Origin of the sequence: Variovorax sp. efr-133-TYG-130 (genome assembly GCF_030208835.1) — a bacterium.
Classification (GTDB): Bacteria; Pseudomonadota; Gammaproteobacteria; order Burkholderiales; family Burkholderiaceae_C; genus Variovorax.
The window spans coordinates 96,435-120,755 of record NZ_JARVTD010000031.1; the positions used below are offsets into that span (position 1 = coordinate 96,435).

A 24,321-nucleotide genomic window follows, 5' to 3' on the forward strand; every position below is an offset into this window, starting at 1 on the left:
TTTCTTTTCAGGAAGCGCCCGGCGGCGCGATGGCCTCCGCCGCCACGCCCCAGCGGCGCAGCACGGTCGGCCCGTCGTCGTGCGCGGCGGCCGGCGGCACCACGGGCGCGGTACGGCTGAAGCGCGGCGCGGGCGCGGGCTGCACCACGCCGCCCACGCTGGCGAAGGTGCCGCGCGCCACGTTGTGCGGATGCGCGGGCGCCTCGTCCCAGTCGAGCACGGGGGCGAAGCAGGCGTCGCTGCCCTCGAGCAGCACGCACCATTCGTCGCGCGTGCGGGTGCGGAAGATGTCCGCCATGCGCAGCTTGAGCACCGGCCAGCGGTCGGCGTCCATCTGCGCGTCGAAGGCGGGGTCGTCGGCGATGCCGCAGCGCTCGCGCATCAATGCGTAGAACTGCGGCTCGATGGCACCCACGGCCACATGCTTGCCGTCGGCACAGGCGTAGGTATCGTAGAAGTGCGCGCCGCCGTCGAGCATGTTCTCGCCGCGCTGGTTGCTCCACTGGCCGGCCGACTTGAAGCCGTACATCATGGCCGACAGCAGCGCGGCGCCGTCGGTCATGGCGGCGTCGACCACCTGGCCCTGCCCCGAGCTCTTCGCCTCGTGCAGCGCGGCCAGGATGCCGAAGGCCAGCAGCATCGCGCCGCCGCCGAAGTCGCCCACGTAGTTGAGCGGCGGCACCGGCGGCTCGCCGGCACGGCCGATGGCGTGCAGCGCGCCGCTGATCGCGATGTAGTTGATGTCGTGCCCCGCCGCGTGCGCCAGCGGGCCGTGCTGGCCCCAGCCGGTCATGCGGCCGTACACCAGGCGCGGGTTCCTCTGGTGGCAGGGCGCGGGGCCCAGGCCCAGCCGCTCCATCACGCCGGGGCGAAAGCCTTCGATGAGCACATCGGCCTTTTCGATGGCTTCAAGCACCTGTTGCGCCGCGCCTTCCGCGCGCAGGTCGACCTGCAGCGTGCTGCGCCCGCGCGCGAGGATGTCGTGCGGCGCGGTGCGCGTGCCGGGGCGCTCGATGCGCAGCACCTCCGCGCCCATGTCGGCGAACAGCATCGCGCAGAACGGCCCGGGGCCGATGCCCGCCATCTCGATCACCCGTAGTCCCTGCAATGGGCCTGCCATGGCTTGTCTCCTGTTGCGAGCGGCCATCTTGGCGCGCGGGCGGCGGCGCTGCATCGTCCAAAACGACGAATGCGGCGCCCGATGCATCAAGTCAGGCCGCGCCACCTCGCCACCGCGCCACGCGGCGCAAATGCCATGCGGGCGGGCCGAACTGGGTCTCGATGAGCGTGGCGCGCCGGAAGTAGTGGCCCACGGCCAGCTCCTCGGTCATGCCCATGCCGCCGTGCATCTGCACAGCGCCCTGCCCCACGGCCCGGCAGGCCTTCGCGACCGCCACCTTGGCGGACGACACGGCGCGTGCCCGCTCATGCGGCGCGGCGTCGTCGATCGACTCGCCCACGCTCGCGGTGAGCGCACCGGCCTGTTCCAGCGCCATGTGCATGTCGGCCAGCCGGTGCTGCAGCACCTGGAAGCTGGAGATCGGCACGCCGAACTGCTTGCGCTGGCGCACGTAGTCGAGCGTGTCGCGCATCAGCCGGCGCATGACGCCGATGGACTCGGCGCAGACGGCGAGCGTGGCCTCGTCGAGCGCCTGCTCGATCTGCGGCAGCGCCTCGCCTTCGATGCCGAGCAAGGCATCGGACGGTACGCGCACGCTGTCGAAGACGATGTCGGCGGCACGCCCGCCGTCGCGCGTGGGGTAGGCGCGCATGCGCAGGCCCGGCGCGTCCTTCGGCACCACGACCAGCGAGAGCCCGTCCGCATCGCCGGGGGCGCCCCGGCTGCGCGCACTGACGATCAGGTGGCCGGCCCACGGCGCGGCCTGCACGATTGCCTTGTGGCCGTCGAGCCGGAAGCCGTCGCCTTCGCGCACCAGGCGCACCCGTACGTCGGCCCGGTCGTGCCGGCTCTGCGGCTCGCCGTGCGCAAAGGCCAGCACGGCCTGCCCCGCGACGACGCGCGCGAGCAAGGCGTCGGCCAGCGTACCGGGGTGGCGCTGCAGCAGGCCCGCGCCGATGACCATCGTCGACAGGTACGGCTCGGCCGCGAGCGCGCCGCCCAGCGTTTCCATCAGCGCCAGGTGCGCGGCCATGCCCAAGCCCATGCCGCCGCGCGATTCGGGCAGGGCCGCGCCCAGCAGGTCGAGTTCGCGCGACAGGCCCTGCCAGAACGGCGGCGGTGCATCGCCGGTATTGGCCAGCGCATGCAGGCGCTGTTCGAAGCCGTGGTGGTTGTCGAGATAGCGCGCGAGGCTGTCGCGCAGCATCGCGAGGGTGTCTTCCTGTTCGGTGCGTGTGTTCATGGCGGCGGACTCAGCGGGCGAGCAGGTGGGCGGCGACGATGTTGCGCTGCACCTCGTTGGAGCCGGCATAGATCGAAGCGGCGCGGTCGTTGAGGTAGGCCGACATCGAGAACACGGCCTCTTCGGGAATCGGCAGCTCGCCCGCCAGACCGTCGTCCAGCGGCAGGTTGGCGGCTGCGTAGTGGCCGGCGATTTCCACGCCCAGCTCGGTCAGCCGCTGGCGCAGCTCGGAGCCGAGCACCTTGCCCATCGACGGACGGATGCCGTGCGGCTCGCCGCGTGCCTGCGCGCGCAGCGACTGCAGCTCGGTGGCTTCCAGCGCGTCGATGGCGCAGTCCATCTCGGCCAGGCGCAGGGCCATGTCGCCGGCCTCGTCGCCGTCATAACTGGTGTTTGCCGCGAACGCCGCATCGGCCGCGGTGCTCAGGCGGCGCAGGCGCGCACGCAGCATGGGCGCCCAGGCACCGCCGCGCTCGTGCTGCAGCAGATATTTGGCGATGGCCCAGCCCTGGTTCTCCTCGCCGATCAGGCCCTCGGCGGGTACGCGCACGTCGTCGAAGAACACCTGGTTGAGCTCATGGTCGCCCGAGATGCTGATGATCGGGCGGATGGTGATGCCCGGCGCGGGAATGTCGAAGCACAGGAAGCTGATGCCCTGCTGCGGCTTGCCGCCCGAGGCGGTGCGCACCAGGCAGAACATGCGGTTGGCGTACTGCGCGTGCGTGGTCCAGATCTTGGTGCCGTTGATGACGTAGTGGTCGCCCTCGCCGGACTGCCGCACCGCCTTGCATTGCAGCGAAGCCAGGTCGGAGCCCGATTGCGGCTCCGAGTAGCCCTGGCACCAGTAGTCCTCGCCCGAGCGGATGCCGGGCAGCCAGGCGCGCTTCTGCGCCTCGGTGCCGAAGGCGATGATCACCGGCGCGACCATGCCGGGGCCCATGGGCGCGCGCGGCGGCGCGTCGGCCGCCGCCAGCTCGCTCGCGAAAAGGTAGTGCTGCATCGGCGTCCAGCCGGTGCCGCCGTGCTCCACGGGCCAGTGCGGCACGCTCCAGCCGCGCTTGGCGAGGATGCGGTGCCAGCGGTTGCCGTACTCGTAGTCGGTGAAGATGCCGGAGCAGCGGCGGCCGGCCGTGCGCAGCTCGGGCGTCAGTTCGCGCGCGAGGAAGTCGCGCACTTCGTCTCGGAATGCGGTCTCCGCCGCGCTGAGGGTCCAGGCCATGGTGTCGTCCCGTTGGAATGCACCACGCAGTGTGCGCCCGGAATGCCCGGGCGGCATCGTCGGATCGGACGAAGATCGGGCGGGAGCAGCCCTCTCAGGCCGCGACGGCTTCGCGCGTCGCCGCCGCCTTCGACGGCACGGGCATGTGCCGGGCCCAGTCGATGATCTCGAGGCTGCCGTCGGCGTGCTCGGCCAGGGCAGTGAGGCTCTCGACCCAGTCGCCGTCGTTGCAGTAGAGGATGCCGTCGATGTCGCGCATCTCGGCATGGTGGATGTGGCCGCAGACCACGCCCTGGGCGCCGCGGTTGCGGGCCTCGCGGGCCACGGCATTCTCGAAGTCGCCCACGTAGCTCACGGCGCGCTTGACCTTGCCCTTGAGGTATTTGGAGAGCGACCAGTACGGCAGCCCCATGCGCGCGCGCAGCGAATTGAGGTGGCGGTTGAGCTTGAGCGTGAATTCGTAGAGCGAGTCGCCCACGTAGGCGAGCCACTTGGCGCACTGGATCACGCCGTCGAACAGGTCGCCGTGGATGATCCAGAGCTTGCGACCGTCGGCCGTTTCGTGGATCCATTCGTCGGCCACGTCGATGCCGCCGAAGTTGTGATGCAGGTACTTGCGGGCGAACTCGTCGTGGTTGCCCGGAATGAAGATCACGCGCGTGCCCTTGCGTGCCTTGCGCAGCAGCTTCTGGATCACGTCGTTGTGCGCCTGCGGCCAGTACCAGTGGCGCTTGAGCTGCCAGCCGTCGATGATGTCACCGACCAGGAACAGGGTCTCGCACTCGGTGTGCTTCAGGAAATCGAGCAGTGCGCGGGCCTGGCAGCCGGGCGTGCCCAGGTGCAGGTCGGAGATCCAGAGGGTGCGGAATTGCAGCGGTGGACGTGCGCGATCTTCGTCCTCGGGGTCGAGGGCCTGGGTGGCGGAGTCGCGCCATGCGCGAAGGAAAGCGTCGTCGCGTTGCATGGACGGGTAGGCTCCCACCGCCCCATGACCGCGCGATGGCACACCCGTGACATCCCGGTGACGCGTTGCCGCCCGGCAACGCCACAATGCCGCGATGCGCCCCGGCCAGATCATCGTTCTTGCAACGCCTGTCTTCTTTCTTCTTATCGCGATCGAATTCGCGGTGGGACGCGCGCGCGCCCGCCGTGGCACGGGACGCGACACCTACCGCCTGGCCGACGCGTTGAACAGCATCGGCCTGGGCATGCTGAGCCAGATCAGCGCGGTGCTCACCGGGCTGCTGCGCATCGGCATCTACTCGGCGGTGTATTCGGCGGTGGCGCTTTTTCCTTTGGAGGCCGCGAAGGAGTTCTGGACCACCTGGTACGGCTGGCTGCTGGCGCTGGTGTTCTACGACTTCTGCTACTACTGGCTGCACCGCATGGGCCACGAGTCGGCGGTGCTGTGGGCGGCGCACGTGGTGCACCACCAGAGCCAGCACTACAACCTGTCGACCGCCCTGCGGCAGACCTCCAGCGGCGCGCTGTTCAGCTGGATCTTCTACCTGCCGATGGCCGTGGCGGGCGTGCCGCCGCTGGTGTTCGGCGTGGTGGCGCTCATCGACCTGCTCTACCAGTTCTGGGTGCACACCGAGCAGGTGGGCAAGCTGGGCTGGTTCGACCGCTGGTTCTGCTCGCCGTCGAACCACCGGGTGCACCACGCGGTGAACGACAACTACCTCGACCGCAACTACGGCGGCATCCTGATCGTGTGGGACCGCATTTTCGGCACCTTCCGCGAGGAAGACGAGCGCTGCGTGTACGGCACGCGCGGCGAGCTGCGCAGCTGGGACCCGCTGTGGGCCAACGCCGAGGTGTACTGGGCGCTGGCCAGGGATTCATGGCATGCGAAGAGCTGGGCCGACAAGCTGCGCGTGTGGCTCAAGCCGCCGGGCTGGCGGCCGGCGGACGTGGCGGCGCGTTTTCCGAAGCCGCCCTTCGACATCGCCAAGGTGACGCGCTACGAGCCCGAGGTGAGCCTTGGCGTGCAGTGGTTCGCGGGGCTGCAGTTCCTGCTGCTGGTCGGGTGCGCGGTGGTCTTCCTGTGGTTCTCCGACGTCATGCCGCTGCCGCAGGCCGCCGTGTGGCTCGCCGCGCTGACGGCGAGCCTGTGGGCCATCGGCGGTGTGCTGCAGGGGCGGCTGAGCGTGACCGAGGTGCTGTTCATCGAAGCGGCCGCCCTGGCCACGGCGAGCGCGGCGCTGGGCATCGGCTGGCTGCATCTCGTCTTCAAGCCGCTGGCGCTGGCCATCGCGATCTTCTTCGCGGCCAGGCGTGCGATGGCGGCGGGCACTGTGACCCGGTTCGATGGGCTGCTGCTCGCCGGGCTGGCGGCTTCGCTCGCAGGCGACGTGCTGCTGATGGGCCCGGCGACACTGTTCGTGCCCGGGCTCGTGGCCTTCCTGCTGGCACACCTGGCGTACATCGCGCTGTTCAGCATGGGGGTCGGCATGTTTCCCCGGCGCGGGGTGCTGGCCGCGACACTGCTGATCGGCGCGGGCATGCATGCGTTCCTGTGGCTGGGCGGACTGCCTTCGGCCCTGCGGATTCCGGTCGCGGCCTATGTGGTGGTGATCGCCTGCATGGCGGCGCAGGCGATCGGGCGCGCGGCCGTGCTGCACGCCACGGACCCATCCGCGCGGTGGGTGGCGGTGGGGGCATGCTTCTTCATGCTGAGCGATTCGCTGCTGGCGACGAACCGGTTCGTGACGCCGCTGCCGCTGGCGTCGTTGTGGGTGCTGGGCACGTATTACGCGGCGCAGATGCTGATAGTGCGGAACGCGCGGCCGAGGGGCTGACTCTGTATTTCTCCCTCCCCCGCTGGGGGAGGGCTGGGGTGGGGGCAAGTGGCGCTCGCGATGGGCGCTGTGCCCGCCCCCATCCCGACCTTCCCCCAGAGGGGGAAGGAGCAAGGCAAAACCTAATCGGCGCAGCGCTGGATTTCCACCGTCGAGTGGCGGATCTCCTCGTGCATCGAGAAGCAGGCCCGCACCTGGTCGGCCGTCAGCGTGGGCGAGTGCGTCACCACCGTGAGCGCACAGGCGTAAGCCTCGCGGCCCACGCGCCACACGTGCAGGTCGGCCACGCGGGTTTCGGAATCGGCCAGCAGGGTCTCGACGCCTTCGCGGATTTCCTTGGTCACCGGGTGGTCCATCTCGCGGTCGAGCAGCACCTTGCCGGTTTCCTTCAGCAGCCCCTTGGCCCAGGCCGCCACCAGCACCGCGCCGACGATGCCCATCGCCGGGTCGAGCCAGGCCCAGCCGTAGAACCAGCCGCCCAGCAGCGCCGCGATGGCCAGCACCGAGGTGGCGGCGTCGGCCACGACGTGGATGTAGGCGGAGCGCAGGTTCAGGTCATGGCCGTGGCCATGGTCGTGGTCGTGGTCGTGGTGGTCGTGCGCATGCCCGTGCGCATGGCCGTGGTCTTGCCCGTGGCCGTGCCCATGATGGTGGTGCGCCCCGCCCAGCAGCCGCGCGCAGACGAGATTGACCACCAGCCCCAGCACCGCCACCGAGATGGCCTCGGGGTAGTGGATGGCCGCGGGCGACCACAGCCGCTCCAGCGAGCCCACCACCATCAGCACCGCAATGCCCAGCAGCGCCAGCGCGCTGGCAAAGCCGCCGAGCACTTCGATCTTCCAGGTGCCGAAGGCGAAGCGCGGATCGCGCGCATAGCGCCGCGAGGCGGCATAGGCGAAGGCGCTCAGGCCGATGGCCAATGCATGCGAACTCATGTGCCAGCCGTCGGCCAGCAGCGCCATCGAGTTGAACCACCACCCCGCGCCGATCTCGGCCACCATCATCACGGCGGTGATCCACATCACGAGGCGCGTGCTGCGCTCGGCGGAGGTGTTGTCCGCGCCGAACTGGTGGTCGTGCCGCCAGGCGCTCAGGTCATGGGTGTGCATGGGATGCTCAGGCTCCGAAGAGATCGGGAACGTCGCCGCGGCCCGATGGGGGTGCCACGCCAAGGTGGCGGTAGGCCGCCAGCGTGGCGATGCGACCGCGCGGCGTGCGTTGCAGGTAGCCCTGCTGGATGAGGTAGGGCTCGATCACGTCCTCGATGGTGTCGCGCTCCTCGCCGATGCTGGCCGCCACGTTGTCCAGCCCGACCGGGCCGCCGTCGAAGCGGTGGATCACGGCCTCGAGCAGCTTGCGGTCCATCAGGTCGAAGCCCTGCGGATCGACGTCGAGCATGGCCAGCGCCCTGTGCGCGATGTCTTCGGTGATGCGGCCGTTGCCCTTGACCTCGGCGTAGTCGCGCACGCGGCGCAGCAGCCGGTTGGCGATGCGGGGCGTGCCGCGCGAACGGCGGGCGATCTCGAAGCCGCCGGCGGCGTCGGTCTCCACCTTGAGCAGGCCGGCGCTGCGGTGCACGATCAGCGCCAGTTCCTCGGGCGTGTAGAACTCCAGCCGTGCCACGATGCCGAAGCGGTCGCGCAGCGGATTGGTCAGCATGCCGGCGCGGGTGGTGGCGCCCACCAGCGTGAAGGGCTGCAGGTCGAGCTTGATGCTGCGCGCCGCGGGGCCTTCGCCGATCATGATGTCGATCTGGTAGTCCTCCAGCGCGGGGTAAAGGATTTCTTCGACGACCGGGCTCAGCCGGTGGATCTCGTCGATGAAGAGCACGTCGTTGGGTTCCAGGTTGGTCAGCAGCGCCGCCAGGTCCTTGGGTTTCTCGAGCACCGGGCCGGAGGTCTGGCGCAGATTCACGCCCAGTTCGGCCGCGATGATGTGCGACAGCGTGGTCTTGCCCAGGCCGGGCGGGCCGAACAGCAGCACGTGGTCGAGCGCCTCCTTGCGTTTGCGCGCGGCGCCGATGAAGATCTCGAGCTGCTCGCGCACCTTGGCCTGGCCGACGTACTCGTCCAGCAGCTTGGGGCGCAGTGCCCGCTCTATCGCCTCTTCGTTGGGCGATGCGGGGGCCGCGGACACCACGCGTTGGGGGACGGGCGCGAAATCGTCTGTCTGGATAGTCATGAGAGAGGTTTTTCGCCTACGAGTTTAGTACCTGCACACTGGCAGAATGCTCCGGCCATACAAAGAACGAGGGGAAGCCAGCACGTGTCGATCTACGAACTGAAGCCGCGTTTCCAGGCCCTGCTGCGGCCGCTGGTGGTCCGCCTGCATGCGATGGGCGTCACCGCCAACCAGGTCACGCTGGCGGCATGCGTCGTGTCGGTGGTGCTCGGGCTCTGGCTCTTCTTCGCGGCGCCCTCGCCGGCCGCCTTCGCGCTCATTCCGCTGTGGATGTTCCTGCGCATGGCCTTCAACGCCATCGACGGCATGCTGGCGCGCGAGCACAACCAGCAGAGCAGGCTGGGCGCCTTCCTCAACGAACTGACCGACGTGGTTTCCGACGCCGCGCTCTACCTGCCCTTCGCGCTGGTGGCGCCGTTCAGCGGCTTCTGGGTCGGCACGGTGATCGTGCTGGCCGGCCTGAGCGAATTCGCCGGGGCGCTGGGCCCAACGGTGGGCGCCTCGCGCCGCTACGACGGCCCGCTGGGCAAGAGCGACCGGGCCTTCGTGTTCGGCGCCCTCGGCCTCTATGTGGCGCTGGGCTGGCCGCTGCCGGGCTGGACGGCATGGCTGATGCCGCTGCTGGCGCTGCTGGTGGCCTGGACCACCGCCAACCGCATCCGCCGCGCGCTGGCCGAGGCCGAGGCGGGCATCCCCGCCAGCCACTGACACAGAACAAGACTCACAGGGATTCAATGACCGACATCACGCAACGCGTTCCGCAAGAACACCACTTCCAGACGCACGACGGCGAATCGCTGTTCTACCGCCACTGGCCCGCCACCGGCGGCGCACGGCGCGGCGCCGTCCTGCTGTTCCACCGCGGCCATGAACACGGCGCGCGCATGGCGCACCTGGTCGACGAACTCGACCTGCCCGACTTCGACTTCTTCGCCTGGGACGCGCGCGGCCACGGCCGCTCGCCGGGCCAGCGCGGCTACAGCCCCAGCTTCGGCACCTCGGTGCGCGACGTTCAGACCTTCGTGCAGCACATCGGCACGGCGCACGGCGTGCCCGAGCACGACATCCACGTGGTCGCGCAAAGCGTGGGCGCGGTGCTGATCGCCACCTGGGCGCACGACTACGCGCCCAAGGTGCGCGGCCTCACGCTCGCCTCGCCGGCCTTCAAGGTCAAGCTCTACGTGCCTTTCGCGCGGCCCGGCCTCGCGCTGATGCACAAGCTGCGCGGGCTGTTCTTCGTCAACAGCTACGTGAAGGCCAAGTTCCTCACGCACGACCCCGAGCGCATCGCCAGCTACGAGAGTGACCCGCTCATCAGCCGCCCCATCGCGGTCAACATCCTGCTGGGCCTGTACGAGGCGGCCGACCGCGTGGTGGCCGACGCCAACGCGATCACGCTGCCGGTGCAGCTGCTCATCTCGGGCGCCGACTGGGTGGTGCACCACAAGCCGCAGCACCAGTTCTTCGAGCGGCTGGGCAGCGCCGTGAAGACCAAGACCGAGCTGCCGGGCTTCTTCCACGACACGCTGGGCGAGAAAGACCGGGCGCCGGCGGTGGCACAGATCCGCGAATTCATCCTGCAGCGCTTCGACGAGCCAGCCGTGCCGGTCGACCGCCGCGAAGCGCACCTGAGCGGCGACACCGCCGACGAGTCGCGCGCGCTGGCCGAGCCGCTGTCGCCCCTGTCGCCGCGCGGCGCCTACTGGGCCATGACCCGCGCCGGGCTGAAGCTTGGCGGGAAGATGTCCGAGGGCATCAAGCTGGGCCACGACACCGGCTTCGACTCCGGCAGCACGCTCGACTACGTGTACCGCAACCAGCCCAGGGGCGGCTCGTTCATCGGCCGGTCCATCGACAAGACCTACCTGGAATCGATCGGCTGGCGCGGCATCCGCCAGCGCAAGATCCACGTCGAGGAGCTGCTGCGCATCGCGATGGAGCGGCTGGCCGAAATGCACCGCGAGGTGCGCGTGATGGACATCGCCGCCGGCCACGGCCGCTACGTGCTCGACGCGGTGCTCGCGAGCCCGGTCAAGGCCAGCTCGATCCTGCTGCGCGACTACAGCGACATCAACGTGCGCGACGGCCGCGCGCTCATCGCCGAGAAGGGCCTGGAAGACGTTGCGCAGTTCGTGCAGGCCGACGCCTTCGACCGCATGAGCCTCGCGAGCGTGACGCCGCGGCCCACGCTGGCGGTGGTGTCGGGCCTGTACGAGCTGTTCCCCGACAACGAGATGGTGCGCCGCTCGCTCGCGGGCGTCGGCGACGCGGTGGAAGACCGCGGCTACCTGGTCTACACCGGCCAGCCCTGGCATCCGCAGCTCGAGATGATCGCGCGCGCCCTCACCAGCCACCGCCAGGGCGAGGCCTGGGTGATGCGCCGCCGCACCCAGTACGAGATGGACCAGCTGGTGGAGGAAGCGGGCTTCCGCAAGATAGACCAGCGCATCGACGAGTGGGGCATCTTCACGGTTTCGCTGGCGGTGCGCACCGAGCGATGAGCGCCCGGCTGGCACGACGGCCCTGGAAGCGCGCCGCCGCATGGCTGGTGTGCCTCGGGCCGTTGTTCTATGCAACCTACGGCTTCGCCAACTGGTGGGCGACCACGCGGGCCCACGTGCCGTCGATGGCCTTCGGTTGGGAACGTCAAGTACCTTTCTGGCCTTGGACGATCTTTCCGTACTGGACGATCAACGTCTTCTACGCGCTGTCGCTGTTCCTCGCGCGCAGCAGGCACACGCTCGACCGGCATGCGCTGCGGCTGGTGACGGCCACACTGGTTGCCTGCACCTGCTTCATCCTCTGGCCGCTGCACTTCAGCTTCGGCCAGCCGCCGGTCGACGGTGCGCCGGCCTTTCTGTTCAACGCGCTGCGCGGGTTCGACCAGCCCTTCAACCAGGCGCCGTCGCTGCACATCGCGCTGGCGGTGATCCTGTGGGACTGGTACCGGCAGTTCATCCGCCCGCTGTGGGCGCGGCTGGTGCTGCATGTGTGGGCCTTCGCCATCTGCGCGTCGGTGCTCACGACCTGGCAGCACCACTTCATCGACATCCCGACCGGTGCGCTGCTCGGGCTGTTCTGCGTGTGGCTGTGGCCGCTGGAGCGCGTGGTGTCGATGCCGCGCGCGTGGCGTGTCACCCGCGACCCGCAGCGATGGAAGCTGGCGGGTTTCTACGCCGTGGGCGCGGCGCTGTTCCTGGCAGCCGCGCTCTACGGCGGCGGCGTCGCGCTGTGGCTGGCATGGCCGGCCGCGTCGCTCGCGCTGGTAGCGCTCAACTACATCGGCTTCGGCGCGCGCGGTTTCCAGATGGACGGGCATGGCCGCATGGGCTGGGCCACGCGCTGGCTGTTCGCGCCGTACCGGCTGGGCGCGGCAGTCAATGCCTGGCTCTGGACGTGCAAGCTGCCGGCCTCGGTCGAGGTGGTGCCCGGCGTGCGGCTGGGCCGCCGGCCGACGCACGCCGAATGGCTCGCGGCCGGCCGGCCCCGGCTGATGAGCCTGTGCGCCGAGCTGCAGTTGCCGTCCGGCGTGCGGCATGCGCGCTGCGTGCCGCTGCTCGACCTGACGGTGCCGCCGCCGGTGCGGCTGCAGCGCGCGGCGGCGGTCATCGAAGGGCAGCGCCGCGCTGCCGGCGGCGCGCCGGTGTGGGTGTGCTGCGCGCTCGGCTTCTCGCGCAGCGCCGCCGCGGTGATCGCCTGGCTGGACCGCTACGGCGCAGCCGGCGGCGTCGCGCAGGCCGAAGACGCGGTGCGCCGCGCACGTCCGCAGATCGTGCTTCGGCGGGCATGGCGCGTATCGCTGGAGGCCCTGAACCCCGCCGCGGAGGGACGCACCCATGAATGACAACGACCGCGCCACCTGCGCCACGCTGGCCGGACTGCTGCGCGCCGCTGCCGTGCTGGCCCTGTGGGGCTTCGCGCTGACATGCATCGCGGCGCTGGTGCTCGCGCTGACGCTGCGCTCGCTCTCGACCACCGCCACCATGAGCCTCGGCGCCGTCGTGATCCTGGGCGCGCTGGAGCGCTACTTTTCATTCCGGCTGCGCTTCGACGAGGCGCTGTTCGACGGCCTTGCGAAGGGCCGCATCGCGTCGCTGGAGGCCCTCGACGGCGCGCTGTCGAGCCTCGGCCTGCGCGAGACACAGCAGCAACAGCCACGCACCACCCGCCCGCTCGACGACCGCGTGGCCGGCACCCGCCAGCTCATGCAGCGCCACGCCATCGTGGTGGCCTGCCAGAGCGCCATGTTCCTCCTTGCCTTGATGACACAGGACCTCTCTTGACCGAAGCAGACGACAACAACAAGAACGACAAGCCGCCGGCCGAAAGCACGGTGCTGCGGCGCGCGCTCGCCGTGGTGGTGGGGAAACTCATCATCGGCGTGGCCGGCCTGCTGACCGGTGTGCGCGCCATCTGGTCGGGCACGAGCCCCAAGGCCGAGCAGACGCTGTACTTCGCCAACCACACGAGCCACGGCGACTTCGTGCTGCTGTGGGCGACGCTGCCGCCCGACCTGCGCGCGCTCACGCGGCCGGTGGCGGGGCAGGACTACTGGGAGGCCTCCAGGCTGCGCAACTTCATCGGCCGCGACGTGTTCAACGCGCTCATGATCCGGCGCGACGGCTCGGGCCAGGGCGGCAATCCGGTCGACCAGATGAAGGAGGCGCTGGAAGGCGGCGACTCGCTCATCATGTTCCCGGAAGGCACGCGCAACACCGGCGACGACATCCTGCTGCCGCTCAAGAGCGGCCTCTTCCACCTGGCGCGCGCCTGCCCCAACGTGCGGCTGGTGCCGGTGTGGATCGAGAACTTGAAGCGCGTGCTGCCCAAGGGCGTGCTGCTGCCGATTCCGCTGGCCTGCACGGTGCGCTTCGGCACGCCCATCACGCTGGGCGAAGGCGAGGACAAGGTGTCGTTCCTGGCACGGGCGCGCGCCGCCATGCTCGACATGCGCCCCGAGTACGACCGCGTTCCCGAACAAGAAAAAACAACAACGACAACGACGACGCCATGAACATCTCCGCTTCCACCCAGACCACGCTGGAGCTGTTCGGCGGCGTCGCGGGCGTGCTCATCCTGGCCTCGGCCATCGGTGCGCTGCTCAAGTGGCGCGTGGCGCACGGCCAGCCCAACTCGGTGATCGACAACCTCAACGCGCGCGTCAACGCCTGGTGGGTGATGGTGGCGGTGATCGGCGTTGCCTTCGCCTTCGGCAAGGGCGGCGTGATCGTGCTGTTCTACCTGATCTCCTTCTATGCGCTGCGCGAGTTCATCAGCCTGGCCTACACCCGGCGCGGCGACCACGGCGCCATTGCGCTGGCCTTCTACCTCGCGCTGCCGGGGCAGTACTTCCTGATCTGGATCGACTGGTACGGGCTCTACGCCATCTACATCCCGGTCTACGCCTTCCTGCTGCTGCCCATTCTTGCGGCGGTGGGCGGCGACACGCAGCGCTTCCTGGAGCGCACCTCGAAGATCCAGTGGGGCCTGATGGTGTGCGTGTTCTGCATCAGCCACGTGCCCGCGCTGCTGACGCTGCAGATACCCGGCTTCGAGGGCCGCAACCTGCTGCTGATCGCCTTCCTCGTCATCGTGGTGCAGGGCAGCGACGTGCTGCAGTACGTGTGGGGCAAGCTCTTCGGCAAGCGCAAGGTGGCGCCCGAGCTGTCGCCTTCCAAGACCTGGGAGGGCCTGATCGGCGGCGTGGCGAGCGCCACCGCGCTGGGCGCTGCGCTCTACTGGGCCACGCCCTTCAACCCGTGGCAGGCGGCGCTGATAGCGCTGACCATCTGCCTCATGGGCTTCTTCGGCGGGCTGGTGATGTCGGCCATCAAGCGCGACCGCGGCGTGAAGGACTGGGGCTCGATGATCGAGGGGCACGGCGGCATGCTCGACCGGCTCGATTCGGTGATCTTCGCGGCGCCCATCTACTTCCACGCGTTGCGCTACTGGTGGGTGCCGTGAGCAAGGCGGCCAAAGACGCGGAGCGCGTGGCGCACGACACGCCCGTCGAGTGCGCCAACGCCGCGTCGTGGACGCGCTGGCTCGAGCGCCACCATGCCAGCGCCGCCGGCGTGTGGCTGCGCATCGCCAAGAAGGACAGCGGCATCGCCTCGATCGACCACCCCGCCGCGCTGGAAGAAGCGCTGTGCTGGGGCTGGATCGACGGCCAGCGCAAGAGCGACGACGCGCAATACTTTCTGCAGCGCTTCACGCCGCGCACCAGGCGCAGCATCTGGTCGCAGATCAACCGCGCCAAGGTGCTGAAGCTCATCGACGAAGGCCGCATGCAACCGGCCGGGCTGGCCGAGATCGAGCGCGCAAAGGCCGACGGCCGATGGGACGCGGCCTACGAGGGCGTCGCCGCGGCCACGGTGCCGCCCGACCTGCAGGCCGCGCTGGACGCCAACAAGAAGGCCGCGAAGTTCTTCGCCACGCTCGACTCCCGCAACCGCTTCGCGGTGCTGTTCCGCACCCAGGGCGCGAAGAAGCCCGAGACCCGCGCGCGCCGCATCGCGCAGTTCGTCGAGATGCTGGCCAAGGGCGTGAAGATCCACCCCTGAGCTTCTTGCTCAGGTGCCTGCGGCAATGCGCGCCAGCCGCTCGGCGTCGACGATACGGATGCGCTTGTAGCGCATGTCGATGGCGCCCTCCTCCACCAGGCGCCCCAGTTCCTTGTTGATGGTCTGGCGCGACAGCCCGAGCATGGAGGCCAGGTCGTTCTGCGACAGGCGCACCATCGGGAAAGCGTCGTCGCCTTCCGCCGCGCCCGGCCCCTGCCCGCTGTAGAAGTGGACCAGGCTCATCAGCGTGGCCGCCACGCGGCCGTGGATCGAGTTGAGCATCTGGTTCTGCAGCAGCACGATGCTCAGCCGCTGGCGCTGCAGGCCGAGCTTGGCCACGTCGCGCCACAGCACGGGCTCGGCATCGAGCACCGCGATCACAGCGTCGCTGGGCAGGTGGACGATCACCGAGTCTTCGTGCGCGTGGTAGTCGTAGGGCAGCGGCACGTCTTCCAGCAGGCGCACCAGCGGCGCCACCTGGCCGGGGCCCAGCAGCGCGTTGACGTACTTGCGGCCGTGGCTACTCATGCTGCTGATCTCGAGGCAGCCAGACACCACCACCAGCAGCTCGCGCCGGTGGCGGTCGTGCGCCAGCACCTGCGTGCGCCGGTTGTAGCGCTCCATGCGCGCCGACTTCATGAGTTCCGCGCGGCGCGCGTCGGGCCAGCGCGAGAACAGTTCGTTCCAGCGCAGCGCGCGTTCCAGTAGCGCGGCGCTCTCCTCTGCGTTGCGGGGGGTGGAAGGGGTCGATCGGGTCAGCGGGTTCTCCCTGCCGTGATGTTCATGAATCTGTCAAAGCGTTGACAGATTCGGGAGGCTGTCGTTTCTATCGTAAGCACCGGACATCGACAAGCACACAAGCGGCACCGGCATGCGGGCGCATGCGGCAAGCCTCACCGGAGACAACAACTCATGAAGAAGACAGTCGCCGCCGGCCTCGTGCTGGCGGCCTACTCCTCGCTCACGCCGGCGCAGAGCAGCGTGACCATCTACGGCACGGTCGACCTTTACATGGCCTTCGCCAAGTCGGGCATCACCTCGTCGAAGCGGCTCGAGGACGGCGGCCAGACCGCCTCGCGCCTGGGCTTTCGCGGCACTGAAGACCTTGGCGGCGGGCTCAGCGCGCACTTCACGCTGGAGAGCGGCTTCGCGCCCGACACCGGCAACGGCACGCTGCCAGGGCCCGCCATGTCGTTCAGCCGGCAGTCCTTCGTCGGCCTGTCCGGGCCGTGGGGGCAGATCGACGCGGGCCGCATGTACACGCCCATGTTCTACACGCTGTTCAAGGCCGACCCCTACGGCGTGAATTCGGTGTTCTCGCCGATCAACCTGGTGGCCGCCACCGACGCGCAGCCGGGCCTCACGCCCTTCGCGGCCCGCGCCAGCAACATGATTCGCTACCGCACGCCGGCCAGCAGCGACTTCTTCGCGGACATCGCCTATGCGCCGGGCGAATCGAGCGCGCCGAGCCACCAGAGCGGCAACTTCTACGGCGGCAGCATGGGCTGGTCGCGCAAGCCCTACTACGTCGCCTATGCGTTCCAGCGCGCGCGCTCCGGCTCGGCGGCGGCGCCCGTGGCCGAGCCTGCCACCTCCACCTACCAGGCGCTGAGCGGCGCCTACGAACTGCCGGACATCGGCCTGCAGTTCTACGCGAACTACGTGCGCAACACCTCGAGCCTGCCGCGCGTGCCCGCCGCGAAGCTCGCGAGCCTGGGCGTCACCTACAACGTGACGCCGGCCTCGAACCTGATGTTCGAGGCCATGCAGCGCAAGGTGGACGACACCGGCCGCTCGCAGCTGGCCTGGACGCTGGGCTACGACTACTACCTGAGCAAGCGCACCGTGCTGTATGCGCGCTGGCTGCGGCTGCTCAACCGCAACGGCGCATCGGCCTCGCTCGCGACCATCGCGGTCGCGCCCGACAGCGGCAACGGCGTGCGCGTGCTCGCCACCGGCATCCGCCACAACTTCTGAAACCTCTACGCCACACTCCATGGATTTCTTCAGTTCCCAGGCCGAATCGCTCTCGGCCCTGTTCGCGCCGCGTGCCATCGCGGTGGTCGGCGCCTCTTCCAACCCGCAGAAGATCGGCGGCATTCCGGTCGACTACCAGCGACGCTTCGGCTTCGACGGCACGCTCTACCCGGTCAACCCCAACGCCGACCGCATCCAGGAGTTGCAGGCATGGCCCAGCCTGCGCGCCATCGGCCAGCCGGTGGACCTGGCCATCCTGGCCGTGCCCGCGGCGCTGGTCGACAGCGCGCTCGACGACGCCATCGCCGCGAAGGTAAAGGGCGTGGTGCTGTTCTCGTCGGGTTTCGCGGAAATCGGCGACGAGGGCACGGCCGCGCAGGCGCGGCTCGGCGACAAGGCGCGCGCGGCCGGCGTGCGGCTCATCGGCCCCAACTGCCTGGGCTTCATGAACATCGCGCGCAACGTGTACGCCACGTTCTCGCCCGCGCCCGGCGTGGGCCGCGTGAGCGCGGGACGCATCGGGCTGGTGAGCCAGTCCGGCGCGTTCGGCGCGTATGCGTACTCGATGGCGCGGGCGCGCGGCGTGGGCCTGTCGCTGTGGGCCACCACCGGCAACGAGGCCGACGTGCAGTTGGCCGACTGCCTGGCCTGGCTCGCGCAGGACCCGGCCACCGACGTGATCATGGGCTACATGGAAGGCTGCCGCGACGGCCCCCGGCTGCGCGCGGCGCTGGCGCTCGCGCAGGCGAACGGCAAGCCGGTGGTGATGGTCAAGGTCGGCAGCACTGCGCTGGGCGCGCAGGCCGCCGCCTCGCACACCGCCGCGCTGGCGGGCGACGACGCGGTGTACGACGCCGTGTTCCGCCAGTACGGCGTGCTGCGCGCGCGCAACCTCACCGAGTTTTTCGACCTGGCGCACAGCGCGGCGGTGGCCGGGCGGCCGCGCGACCGCTCGATCGGCCTGTTCACGCTCTCCGGCGGCGTGGGTGCGCTGATGGCCGACGAGGCCTCCGCGCAAGGCCTCGACGTTCAGCCGCTCAGCGAGGCAGCGCAGGGCACGCTGCGCAGCTGGGTTCCCTTCGCGGCGCCGCGCAACCCGGTCGACATCACCGGGCAGGTCACCAACGACATGAGCCTGCTGGAGCGCAGCGCGCGCGTGATGCTCGACGACCGCGGCTTCGCGTCGTGGATGGGTTTCCTGGCGGCTGCCGGTGCGTCGAATGCGTTCTGGCCGGTGCTGCGCGAACTGGTGGGCTCGCTGCGCGCGGCCTACCCCGACACGCTGCTCGCCATCAGCACGCTGCTGGCGCCCGAGCGCCGCGCCGAGCTGGAAGCCATGCGCTGCCTGGTGTTCGCCGATCCGTCGGACGGCATCCGCACGATTGCCGCGCTGGCGGGGCTGAAGACCGGCGCGGCTCCTTCGACGGTCTCGGCGGACCCGGCGCCCCCATCGAATCCGCTGAAGCTCGCGCCCGGCACCATGTCCGAACCCGAGGCGCTGGCGCTGCTCGCCGAAGCCGGCGTGCCCGTGGTCGAGCACCGCGTGGTGCGCAGCGCCGACGAAGCCGCCGCCGCCGCCGAAGTCATCGGCGACGCGGTGGTGGTGAAGATCGTGAGCGCGGACATTCCGCACAAGTCGGACGTCGGCGGGGTGGCGCTCGGCCTGCGCGGCGCGGCGCAGGCCCGCGCGGCCTTCGAACTCACGCGCGACCGCGCGCTCACCGCGCGGCCCGATGCGCGGCTCGACGGCGCGCTGGTGGCACGCATGCTGGGCGGCGGCGTCGAGTGCATCGCGGGCGTGCACCGCGATCCGGTGTTCGGCCCGGTGCTGATGTTCGGCCTGGGCGGCATCCACGTCGAGACGCTGCGCGACGTGTCGCTGCGCGCGCTGCCCATAACGCGCGACGACGCAATGGCCATGGTGCGCGAGCTGCGCGCCTTCGCAATCCTTGGCGGCGCGCGCGGCCGCGCGCCGGTCGATCTCGAATCGATCGCCGATGCGCTGTGCGCGCTGGCCGGCTTCGCGCTGCGCGCCGGTGATTCGCTCGACAGCGCCGAGATCAATCCGCTGATCGCGCGGCCGCTGGCCGACGGCGGCTGCGTGGCGGTCGATGCGCTGGTCGTCGGGCGCGGCGCATGAAACAAGGACCGGAGACAAAACGCATGACGACATCGAAGAGGCAAGCCACCATGATTGGAATCAGCGCCGCGCTCGCCTTCATGGCGGGCGGTGCGCACGCCGAAGCGCCCTTTCCGTCGAAACCGCTGCGCATCATCGTGCAGTACCAGGCGGGCGGCTCCACCGACATCCTGGCGCGCATCGTGGCAGAGGGGCTGTCGAAGCGGCTGGGCCAGCCCGTGGTGGTCGAAAACCGCAGCGGCGCGGGCGGGATCATCGGCACCGACTACGTCGCCAAGAGCACGCCCGACGGCTACACGCTGCTGTTGACGGTGCCGGGCCCGGTCACGGCCAACATGGTGCTCTACAGCAAGCTGCCCTACGACCCGCGCACCGACCTGCGCATGGTCTCGGACATCGCCACCACGCGCACCGTGCTGGCGGTGCATCCATCGGTGCCCGCGAAAGATTTCAAGAGCCTGATCGCCGCCGTGAAGGCCGCGCCCGGCAAGTACACGATGGGTTCGTGGGGCCCGGGCACGCAGCCGCACCAGATACAGGTCTACATGGACAAGACCTACGGCCTGCAGACGCTGCACGTGCCCTACAAGGGCGAGAGCCCGATGGCGGTCGACCTGATCGGCGGCGTCATCAACATGACCGTGGGCTCGGTCACCACGCTGCAGCCGTACATCGCGGCCGGCAAGCTGCGGCCGCTGGCGGTGGCCGGCCCGCGCCGCGCCAAGGCGCTGCCCGATGTGCCGACCTTCGCCGAGCAGGGCTACGCCGACGAGGTCTACGCGCTCACCGGCCCGACCTCGCTGATGGCGCCGGCGAAGACGCCCGACGCGGTCGTCGAACGGCTCGGGCGCGAAGTGAGCGCGGTGGTCCGCCAGCCTGAAGTCAGCCGCCGCATCGAGGAACTGGGCGCCGAGCCCGTCGGCAACCTGCCGGCCGAGGCCACGGCCGCCTACAAGGCCTTTCTTCCGGTGACGCTGCGGCTCACGCAGGCCACGGGCGTGAAGCTCGATTGAGAGCGCGCCCACTCGCATTCCATGAACCCCAGCAAAGAGAACTCCGACATGAACGCTCCCGAAACCCAACTCGCCGCGACCCTCGCGCGCAAGGCGCTCGCCCGCTCGATCGGCCTGGCCGCCTTCGTCTACGGCTACCCCCTCACCGAAACCTATCGCACCTGCGCCATGCAGACCGCGCCCCGGGCCGAGCGCCGCGCCGGCGCCTCGCACGGCTCGGACGTGCGCGCGCCGCTGAACACGCTGCATCACGCGCCGCGCCCCTCCACCCATGAAGACCGCGATGTGGTGACGCCGGCCAACGACCTGCTCTACGCCATCGCGTGGGTGCATCTGGCCCACGGGCCGATGCTGCTGACGGTGCCCGCGTCGTCGCGCCATCCGGGGCGCTACTTCGTGCTGCCGCTGTACGACGCCTACACCGAGAACTTCGAGAACCTGGGGCCGCGCAACTGCAGCCCCGAGGGCGAGACCGTGGTGCTCGTCGGTCCGGGCGGCACGGTGCCCGCATCGCTCGCCGGCCACCGCGTGGTGCATTGCCCGACGGACCTCGTCTGGCTGATCGGCCGCATCCTGGTCGGGGACGAGAGCGATTGGCCCGCCGCACGCGCGCTACAGTCCGAGATCAAGCTGGCCCCCGCGCCCGGCACGGCACTGCAGGGCCGGCCGGCCGCCGTCGAGCACTGGGACGGCCCGCTGCAGGACGCGATGGCCGCCGCCTTCGAACACGGCGAGCCGGCCGCGCAGGTCGCGCCCCGTTTCTTTACCAACATGTGCCTGGAGCTCGCCGAGGCGCCGGGCCGCGTGGAAGACCGCGCGCTGGTGGCCTGGTTCGGCCAGGCAGGGTTGCGGGCGGACGCCGCGTTCACGTGGGAGACGCTGGACGAAGCCTCGCGCGAGGGCCTGATCGAGGGCTTCGCGGAAGGCGTGCAGCTGATCGGCGCGGCAGGGCGCAACCGCCGCCCCAAGCCGTGGTCGATGACGCCTTCCACCGGACGCTACGGCAACGAATTCCTCGGCCGCGCCCGTACCGCCTACCTGGGCCTGGGCGCGCTGGCCACCAGCGAAGCCGTGTACGCCGCCGCGCACCACGACGCGAAGCAGGAGCCGCTGGACGGCCGGCGCAGCTACACGATGCGCTTCGAGGCCAACGACCTGCCGCCGGCCGACGCCTTCTGGTCGGTGACGCTCTACGACGCCGACCGTTTTCTCTACCCCAACGAGATCAGGCGCCATGCGATCGGCGACCGCACGCCGGGCCTGAAGCGCGCGGCGGACGGCAGCCTGGAGATCGGCCTGAGCCACGCGCGCCCGGGCGACACCGCCAACTGGCTGCCCGCGCCGGCCGGTCGCTTCTACCTGATCCTGCGCATGTACTATCCGCGCGAAGGCGTGCAGAGCTGGCGCATTCCTGCCCTGCAGGCACGGGAGGCCTGAGCCATGCCGGCGACCGAGGACAACGAACCGCGCGCGCTGGCCGAAGAGGCCGTCGTCTATTCTTTCCCGCTCTACGAGATGAGCCGCATGCGCGCGGCCACTTCGCCACAGCGCACCGACGTCGCAGGGGAAGCCCCGAAGCCCCATCGCTGGTGCAACGTGTTCACCCATGCGCGGCAACTGCTTGGCGCGGGCAAGAGCCGCGTGGTCACACCGAACAACGACACGCTCTACACCAACGCCTGGCTCGACCTGGGGGACGGTCCGCTCGTGATCGACGTGCCGGACACGGCGGGGCGCTACTACGTGCTGGGCCTGCTGGACTTCTACACGAACCCGTTCGCGCACATCGGCCAGCGGCTCACGGGGACGGCCGCGCGATCCTTTCTCGTCACTGCGCCGGGCTGGCGCGGCGAGCTGCCTGCCGCGTTCCGCGAGGCCGGCGCGCACATCGAGGCGCCGACGCGCTGGCTGTGGGTCATCGGGCGCATCCTGGTCGATGGGCCGCAAGACGTGCAGGCGGTCAATGCGCTGCAGGATGGCTTCCTCGTTCGCACGCTCGACGATTGGCGGTCCGGCAAGGCATCCATGCCGAAATGCTTCGACCCGGCCTGCGACCCGAAGGCACCCCTGAGCGCCGAGCACTTCGCGGCGCAGGTGAACCGCGCGCTGCGCGAGAACCCGCCGCCCGCGCGCGACGCGGCATTGCTCGCCCGCTTCGCCGCGCTCGGGCTGGGCCCCGATGCCGGCGCACTCAGTGAAACGCAGTGCAACTTGCTGCAGGAAGCGCTCGATGCAGTGCTGCCGCGGCTGCGCAACGCGCAGTCTGGCGCCACGGCTTCCACCGGCTGGGTGCAGATGCCGCTGGTCGAAGGCAGCTTCGGCGACGACCACCTGGCGCGCGCGCTGGTGGCGCTCAAGTACATCGGCATGCTCGAAAGCCGCGAGGCGACCTATCCGCTGGCTTGGCACGACGCCTCGGGCCGCAAGCTCGACGGGAGCGGCCGCTACACGCTGCGGTTCGCGCCCGGCAATCTGCCACCGGTAGAGGCCTTCTGGTCGCTCACCATGTACGACAGCCGCGACTACATGCTGGTGGGCAATCCCATCGACCGCTACGCCATCGGCGACCGCACGCCGGCGCTGCGCCGCGACGCCGACAGCGGGCTCACCCTGCACATCCAGCATGCGCGGCCCGAAGGCGAAGCCGCGCAGGCGAACTGGCTGCCCGCACCCGAGGGCGCTTTCTATCTCTGCCTGCGCGCCTACGTGCCGCGCGAAGAAATGCTGGACGGCCGCTATGCGCTGCCGGCACTGGTGCGCACCGGGGAGGCCGCATGAGCACGAGCATCGTGGAACAGGAAAAGCCCTTTCTCATCGTCGGCACGGGCACCGAGACGGTCGCGCCGGGACTGCACATCCTGCGCGGCCAGGGACAGTCTTTCGTGGCCGAGACGGACGCCGGGCTCGTGGTGATCGATGCGGGCCCGGGCGGCCCGGTGACGCAGGGAATGATCGATGCGGTGCGCGCGCTCAGCAGTGCGCCGCTGCACGCGCTGTGCTACAGCCACGGGCACGTGGGCTACAACGCCGGCGTGCCGATGTGGCTGGCGCATGCCGCGCAGCGCGGGGATGCGCCGCCGCGCGTCATCGCGCACCGCAACGTGCTTCGGCGCCAGGCCCGCTACAGGGAGACAGAGACGCTGCAGCACCGCATGGCCGAGATCCAGTTCAACCGGCCCGCCGGCTTCTTCGACCGCCGGCTCGCCATGCACGCGCCGACCGAGACCTTCGACGACCGGCTGCGGATCGGCGGCGGCGAGCAGCGCATCGAACTCCGCTGGGCGCCTTCGGAAACCGACGACGCGATCGCGCTGTGGAGCCCGTCGCAGCGGGTGCTGTACGGCGGCGCGGCGCTGATCGATTCGATCCCCAACATCGGAACGCCATTTCGCACGATGCGCGACACGGTGCGCTGGGCCGACACGCTCGATGCGCTCGCGGCGCTGGGCGCGCGCAAGGCGGTGCGCGAGTTCGGCGCCACGCTGGAGGGCGAGGATCAGGTGCGGCACGTGCTCACGCACACCGCGCGGGCGCTGCGCTGGCTGCGCGCGGAGGTGGTGCGGCTCATGAACGAAGGACTGAACGAGCGCGGCGTCCTGGCGCGCATCCGCTTTCCCGACGAGCTGTTCGGCGTCGAGTGGATGAAGCCCACCTACGGCGACCCCGGCTACATCGTGCGCGACATCTACCGCTCCGAGAACGGCTGGTGGGACCGCAACCCCACCTCGCTGCACCCCGAGGCGCCCGAGGCCATTGGCCGTGCCGTGGCCGACGCCATCAGCGACAAGCGCGGCGTGATCACGCATGCACGCACGCTGGCGCAAGGCGGCCAGTGGCAGCTGGCGCTCCACGTGATCGACCTGCTGGCCACCGCCGAGGGCGACACGCCAGAGATTGCGGAGGCGCGTTCGCTCAAGGCCGAATGGCTGCGCGAGCGTGCGCGGCAGGTGCCGAGTTACGTGTCGCGCAACCTGTATCGCGTCGGCGCGGACATGATCGAGCAGGGAACGCAGGCGCGCTTCGGCATTCACTGACCCATACCCCAGCATCCCAGGAGACAAGAC

21 protein-coding genes are annotated in these 24,321 nt (G+C 70.1%); 14 read left to right on the forward strand and 7 right to left on the reverse strand.

Annotation, left to right across the window (positions count from 1 at the left end):
* Positions 1 to 7: 7 nt before the first annotated feature.
* From QRN67_RS25935 to QRN67_RS25950, 4 genes are all read right to left on the reverse strand, one after another.
* On the reverse strand, positions 8 to 1,120 hold the full coding sequence (locus QRN67_RS25935; protein WP_285414179.1) for a CaiB/BaiF CoA transferase family protein: 1,113 nt from the start codon (positions 1,118 to 1,120) through the stop codon (positions 8 to 10).
* Positions 1,121 to 1,211: 91 nt separating this feature from the next.
* On the reverse strand, positions 1,212 to 2,363 hold the full coding sequence (locus QRN67_RS25940; RefSeq protein ID WP_285414181.1) for an acyl-CoA dehydrogenase family protein: 1,152 nt from the start codon (positions 2,361 to 2,363) through the stop codon (positions 1,212 to 1,214).
* A 10-nt stretch (positions 2,364 to 2,373) separates the two neighbouring features.
* Positions 2,374 to 3,582: an acyl-CoA dehydrogenase family protein gene (locus QRN67_RS25945; RefSeq protein WP_106936769.1), complete on the reverse strand. Its 1,209-nt coding sequence runs from the start codon at positions 3,580 to 3,582 to the stop codon at positions 2,374 to 2,376.
* A gap of 94 nt (positions 3,583 to 3,676) precedes the next feature.
* Positions 3,677 to 4,546 (reverse strand): UDP-2,3-diacylglucosamine diphosphatase, encoded by an 870-nt coding sequence (locus tag QRN67_RS25950; protein ID WP_285414182.1) that lies wholly within the window; start codon positions 4,544 to 4,546, stop codon positions 3,677 to 3,679.
* Between the two features lie 94 nt (positions 4,547 to 4,640).
* Between QRN67_RS25950 and QRN67_RS25955 the strand changes: the two genes are divergently transcribed.
* On the forward strand, positions 4,641 to 6,383 hold the full coding sequence (locus QRN67_RS25955; RefSeq protein ID WP_285414184.1) for a lysoplasmalogenase family protein: 1,743 nt from the start codon (positions 4,641 to 4,643) through the stop codon (positions 6,381 to 6,383).
* A 122-nt stretch (positions 6,384 to 6,505) separates the two neighbouring features.
* Here the strand turns inward: QRN67_RS25955 and dmeF are convergent, their stop codons facing one another.
* On the reverse strand, positions 6,506 to 7,492 hold the full coding sequence (gene dmeF, locus QRN67_RS25960; protein WP_285414185.1) for a CDF family Co(II)/Ni(II) efflux transporter DmeF: 987 nt from the start codon (positions 7,490 to 7,492) through the stop codon (positions 6,506 to 6,508).
* Positions 7,493 to 7,499: 7 nt separating this feature from the next.
* The gene (gene ruvB / locus QRN67_RS25965; RefSeq protein WP_106936765.1) at positions 7,500 to 8,564 is read right to left on the reverse strand and encodes a Holliday junction branch migration DNA helicase RuvB; all 1,065 of its coding nucleotides are present in this window, start codon (positions 8,562 to 8,564) and stop codon (positions 7,500 to 7,502) included.
* Between the two features lie 84 nt (positions 8,565 to 8,648).
* Between ruvB and QRN67_RS25970 the strand changes: the two genes are divergently transcribed.
* Genes QRN67_RS25970 through QRN67_RS26000 form a run of 7 tightly spaced genes read left to right on the forward strand, consistent with a single transcriptional unit; the run spans position 8,649 to position 15,127 of the window.
* Positions 8,649 to 9,272 (forward strand): CDP-alcohol phosphatidyltransferase family protein, encoded by a 624-nt coding sequence (locus tag QRN67_RS25970; protein WP_285414186.1) that lies wholly within the window; start codon positions 8,649 to 8,651, stop codon positions 9,270 to 9,272.
* A 26-nt stretch (positions 9,273 to 9,298) separates the two neighbouring features.
* Positions 9,299 to 11,065, forward strand: a complete 1,767-nt coding sequence (locus tag QRN67_RS25975) for a bifunctional alpha/beta hydrolase/class I SAM-dependent methyltransferase (protein WP_285414187.1) — start codon at positions 9,299 to 9,301, stop codon at positions 11,063 to 11,065.
* The gene (locus QRN67_RS25980) at positions 11,062 to 12,408 is read left to right on the forward strand and encodes a phosphatase PAP2/dual specificity phosphatase family protein (protein WP_285414188.1); all 1,347 of its coding nucleotides are present in this window, start codon (positions 11,062 to 11,064) and stop codon (positions 12,406 to 12,408) included. Before QRN67_RS25975 ends, QRN67_RS25980 begins: the two co-directional genes overlap by 4 nt.
* Complete coding sequence (locus QRN67_RS25985; protein WP_285414189.1) at positions 12,401 to 12,847, forward strand: hypothetical protein; 447 nt, start codon at positions 12,401 to 12,403, stop codon at positions 12,845 to 12,847. Before QRN67_RS25980 ends, QRN67_RS25985 begins: the two co-directional genes overlap by 8 nt.
* A gap of 50 nt (positions 12,848 to 12,897) precedes the next feature.
* A complete protein-coding gene (locus QRN67_RS25990; RefSeq protein WP_106937665.1) occupies positions 12,898 to 13,578 on the forward strand; it encodes a lysophospholipid acyltransferase family protein in 681 nt (226 codons plus the stop codon).
* Complete coding sequence (locus tag QRN67_RS25995; protein WP_285414190.1) at positions 13,575 to 14,528, forward strand: phosphatidate cytidylyltransferase; 954 nt, start codon at positions 13,575 to 13,577, stop codon at positions 14,526 to 14,528. Before QRN67_RS25990 ends, QRN67_RS25995 begins: the two co-directional genes overlap by 4 nt.
* Positions 14,525 to 15,127, forward strand: coding sequence for a YdeI/OmpD-associated family protein (locus QRN67_RS26000; RefSeq protein WP_285414191.1), 603 nt, complete (start codon positions 14,525 to 14,527; stop codon positions 15,125 to 15,127). The genes QRN67_RS25995 and QRN67_RS26000 overlap by 4 nt, the downstream gene beginning before the upstream one ends.
* 9 nt (positions 15,128 to 15,136) lie before the next feature.
* Here QRN67_RS26000 and QRN67_RS26005 read toward each other — a convergent pair whose 3' ends face one another.
* Positions 15,137 to 15,766 carry a Crp/Fnr family transcriptional regulator gene (locus tag QRN67_RS26005; RefSeq protein WP_285414192.1) on the reverse strand — a complete coding sequence of 210 codons (630 nt, stop codon included), beginning with the start codon at positions 15,764 to 15,766 and terminating at the stop codon, positions 15,137 to 15,139.
* Positions 15,767 to 16,039: 273 nt separating this feature from the next.
* Here QRN67_RS26005 and QRN67_RS26010 point away from each other — a divergent pair, with 273 nt between their 5' ends.
* From QRN67_RS26010 to QRN67_RS26035, 6 genes are all read left to right on the forward strand, one after another.
* A complete protein-coding gene (locus QRN67_RS26010; RefSeq protein WP_285414194.1) occupies positions 16,040 to 17,104 on the forward strand; it encodes a porin in 1,065 nt (354 codons plus the stop codon).
* Between the two features lie 19 nt (positions 17,105 to 17,123).
* Positions 17,124 to 19,244, forward strand: a complete 2,121-nt coding sequence (locus QRN67_RS26015) for an acetate--CoA ligase family protein (RefSeq protein ID WP_285414195.1) — start codon at positions 17,124 to 17,126, stop codon at positions 19,242 to 19,244.
* Positions 19,245 to 19,324: 80 nt separating this feature from the next.
* The gene (locus QRN67_RS26020) at positions 19,325 to 20,257 is read left to right on the forward strand and encodes a Bug family tripartite tricarboxylate transporter substrate binding protein (protein WP_503010947.1); all 933 of its coding nucleotides are present in this window, start codon (positions 19,325 to 19,327) and stop codon (positions 20,255 to 20,257) included.
* Between the two features lie 21 nt (positions 20,258 to 20,278).
* The gene (locus QRN67_RS26025; RefSeq protein WP_503010946.1) at positions 20,279 to 21,694 is read left to right on the forward strand and encodes a DUF1254 domain-containing protein; all 1,416 of its coding nucleotides are present in this window, start codon (positions 20,279 to 20,281) and stop codon (positions 21,692 to 21,694) included.
* 3 nt (positions 21,695 to 21,697) lie between these two features.
* Entirely contained in the window at positions 21,698 to 23,035 is a 1,338-nt protein-coding gene (locus QRN67_RS26030) for a DUF1254 domain-containing protein (RefSeq protein ID WP_285414197.1), read from the forward strand.
* Positions 23,032 to 24,291 (forward strand): alkyl sulfatase dimerization domain-containing protein, encoded by a 1,260-nt coding sequence (locus QRN67_RS26035; protein WP_285414198.1) that lies wholly within the window; start codon positions 23,032 to 23,034, stop codon positions 24,289 to 24,291. The genes QRN67_RS26030 and QRN67_RS26035 overlap by 4 nt, the downstream gene beginning before the upstream one ends.
* Positions 24,292 to 24,321 lie beyond the last annotated feature (30 nt).

Coding starts and splice junctions, on each gene's coding strand:
- QRN67_RS25940 (WP_285414181.1), bottom strand. CDS start 2,363: ATGAACACACGCACCGAACAGGAAGACACCCTCGCGATGCTGCGCGAC.
- QRN67_RS26005 (WP_285414192.1), bottom strand. CDS start 15,766: ATGAAGTCGGCGCGCATGGAGCGCTACAACCGGCGCACGCAGGTGCTG.
- QRN67_RS25980 (WP_285414188.1), top strand. CDS start 11,062: ATGAGCGCCCGGCTGGCACGACGGCCCTGGAAGCGCGCCGCCGCATGG.
- ruvB (WP_106936765.1), bottom strand. CDS start 8,564: ATGACTATCCAGACAGACGATTTCGCGCCCGTCCCCCAACGCGTGGTG.
- QRN67_RS25945 (WP_106936769.1), bottom strand. CDS start 3,582: ATGGCCTGGACCCTCAGCGCGGCGGAGACCGCATTCCGAGACGAAGTG.
- QRN67_RS25975 (WP_285414187.1), top strand. CDS start 9,299: ATGACCGACATCACGCAACGCGTTCCGCAAGAACACCACTTCCAGACG.
- QRN67_RS26015 (WP_285414195.1), top strand. CDS start 17,124: ATGGATTTCTTCAGTTCCCAGGCCGAATCGCTCTCGGCCCTGTTCGCG.
- QRN67_RS25985 (WP_285414189.1), top strand. CDS start 12,401: ATGAATGACAACGACCGCGCCACCTGCGCCACGCTGGCCGGACTGCTG.
- QRN67_RS26035 (WP_285414198.1), top strand. CDS start 23,032: ATGAGCACGAGCATCGTGGAACAGGAAAAGCCCTTTCTCATCGTCGGC.
- QRN67_RS25935 (WP_285414179.1), bottom strand. CDS start 1,120: ATGGCAGGCCCATTGCAGGGACTACGGGTGATCGAGATGGCGGGCATC.
- dmeF (WP_285414185.1), bottom strand. CDS start 7,492: ATGCACACCCATGACCTGAGCGCCTGGCGGCACGACCACCAGTTCGGC.
- QRN67_RS26030 (WP_285414197.1), top strand. CDS start 21,698: ATGCCGGCGACCGAGGACAACGAACCGCGCGCGCTGGCCGAAGAGGCC.
- QRN67_RS25955 (WP_285414184.1), top strand. CDS start 4,641: ATGCGCCCCGGCCAGATCATCGTTCTTGCAACGCCTGTCTTCTTTCTT.
- QRN67_RS26010 (WP_285414194.1), top strand. CDS start 16,040: ATGAAGAAGACAGTCGCCGCCGGCCTCGTGCTGGCGGCCTACTCCTCG.
- QRN67_RS25950 (WP_285414182.1), bottom strand. CDS start 4,546: ATGCAACGCGACGACGCTTTCCTTCGCGCATGGCGCGACTCCGCCACC.
- QRN67_RS26020 (WP_503010947.1), top strand. CDS start 19,325: ATGGCGGGCGGTGCGCACGCCGAAGCGCCCTTTCCGTCGAAACCGCTG.
- QRN67_RS25995 (WP_285414190.1), top strand. CDS start 13,575: ATGAACATCTCCGCTTCCACCCAGACCACGCTGGAGCTGTTCGGCGGC.
- QRN67_RS26025 (WP_503010946.1), top strand. CDS start 20,279: ATGAACCCCAGCAAAGAGAACTCCGACATGAACGCTCCCGAAACCCAA.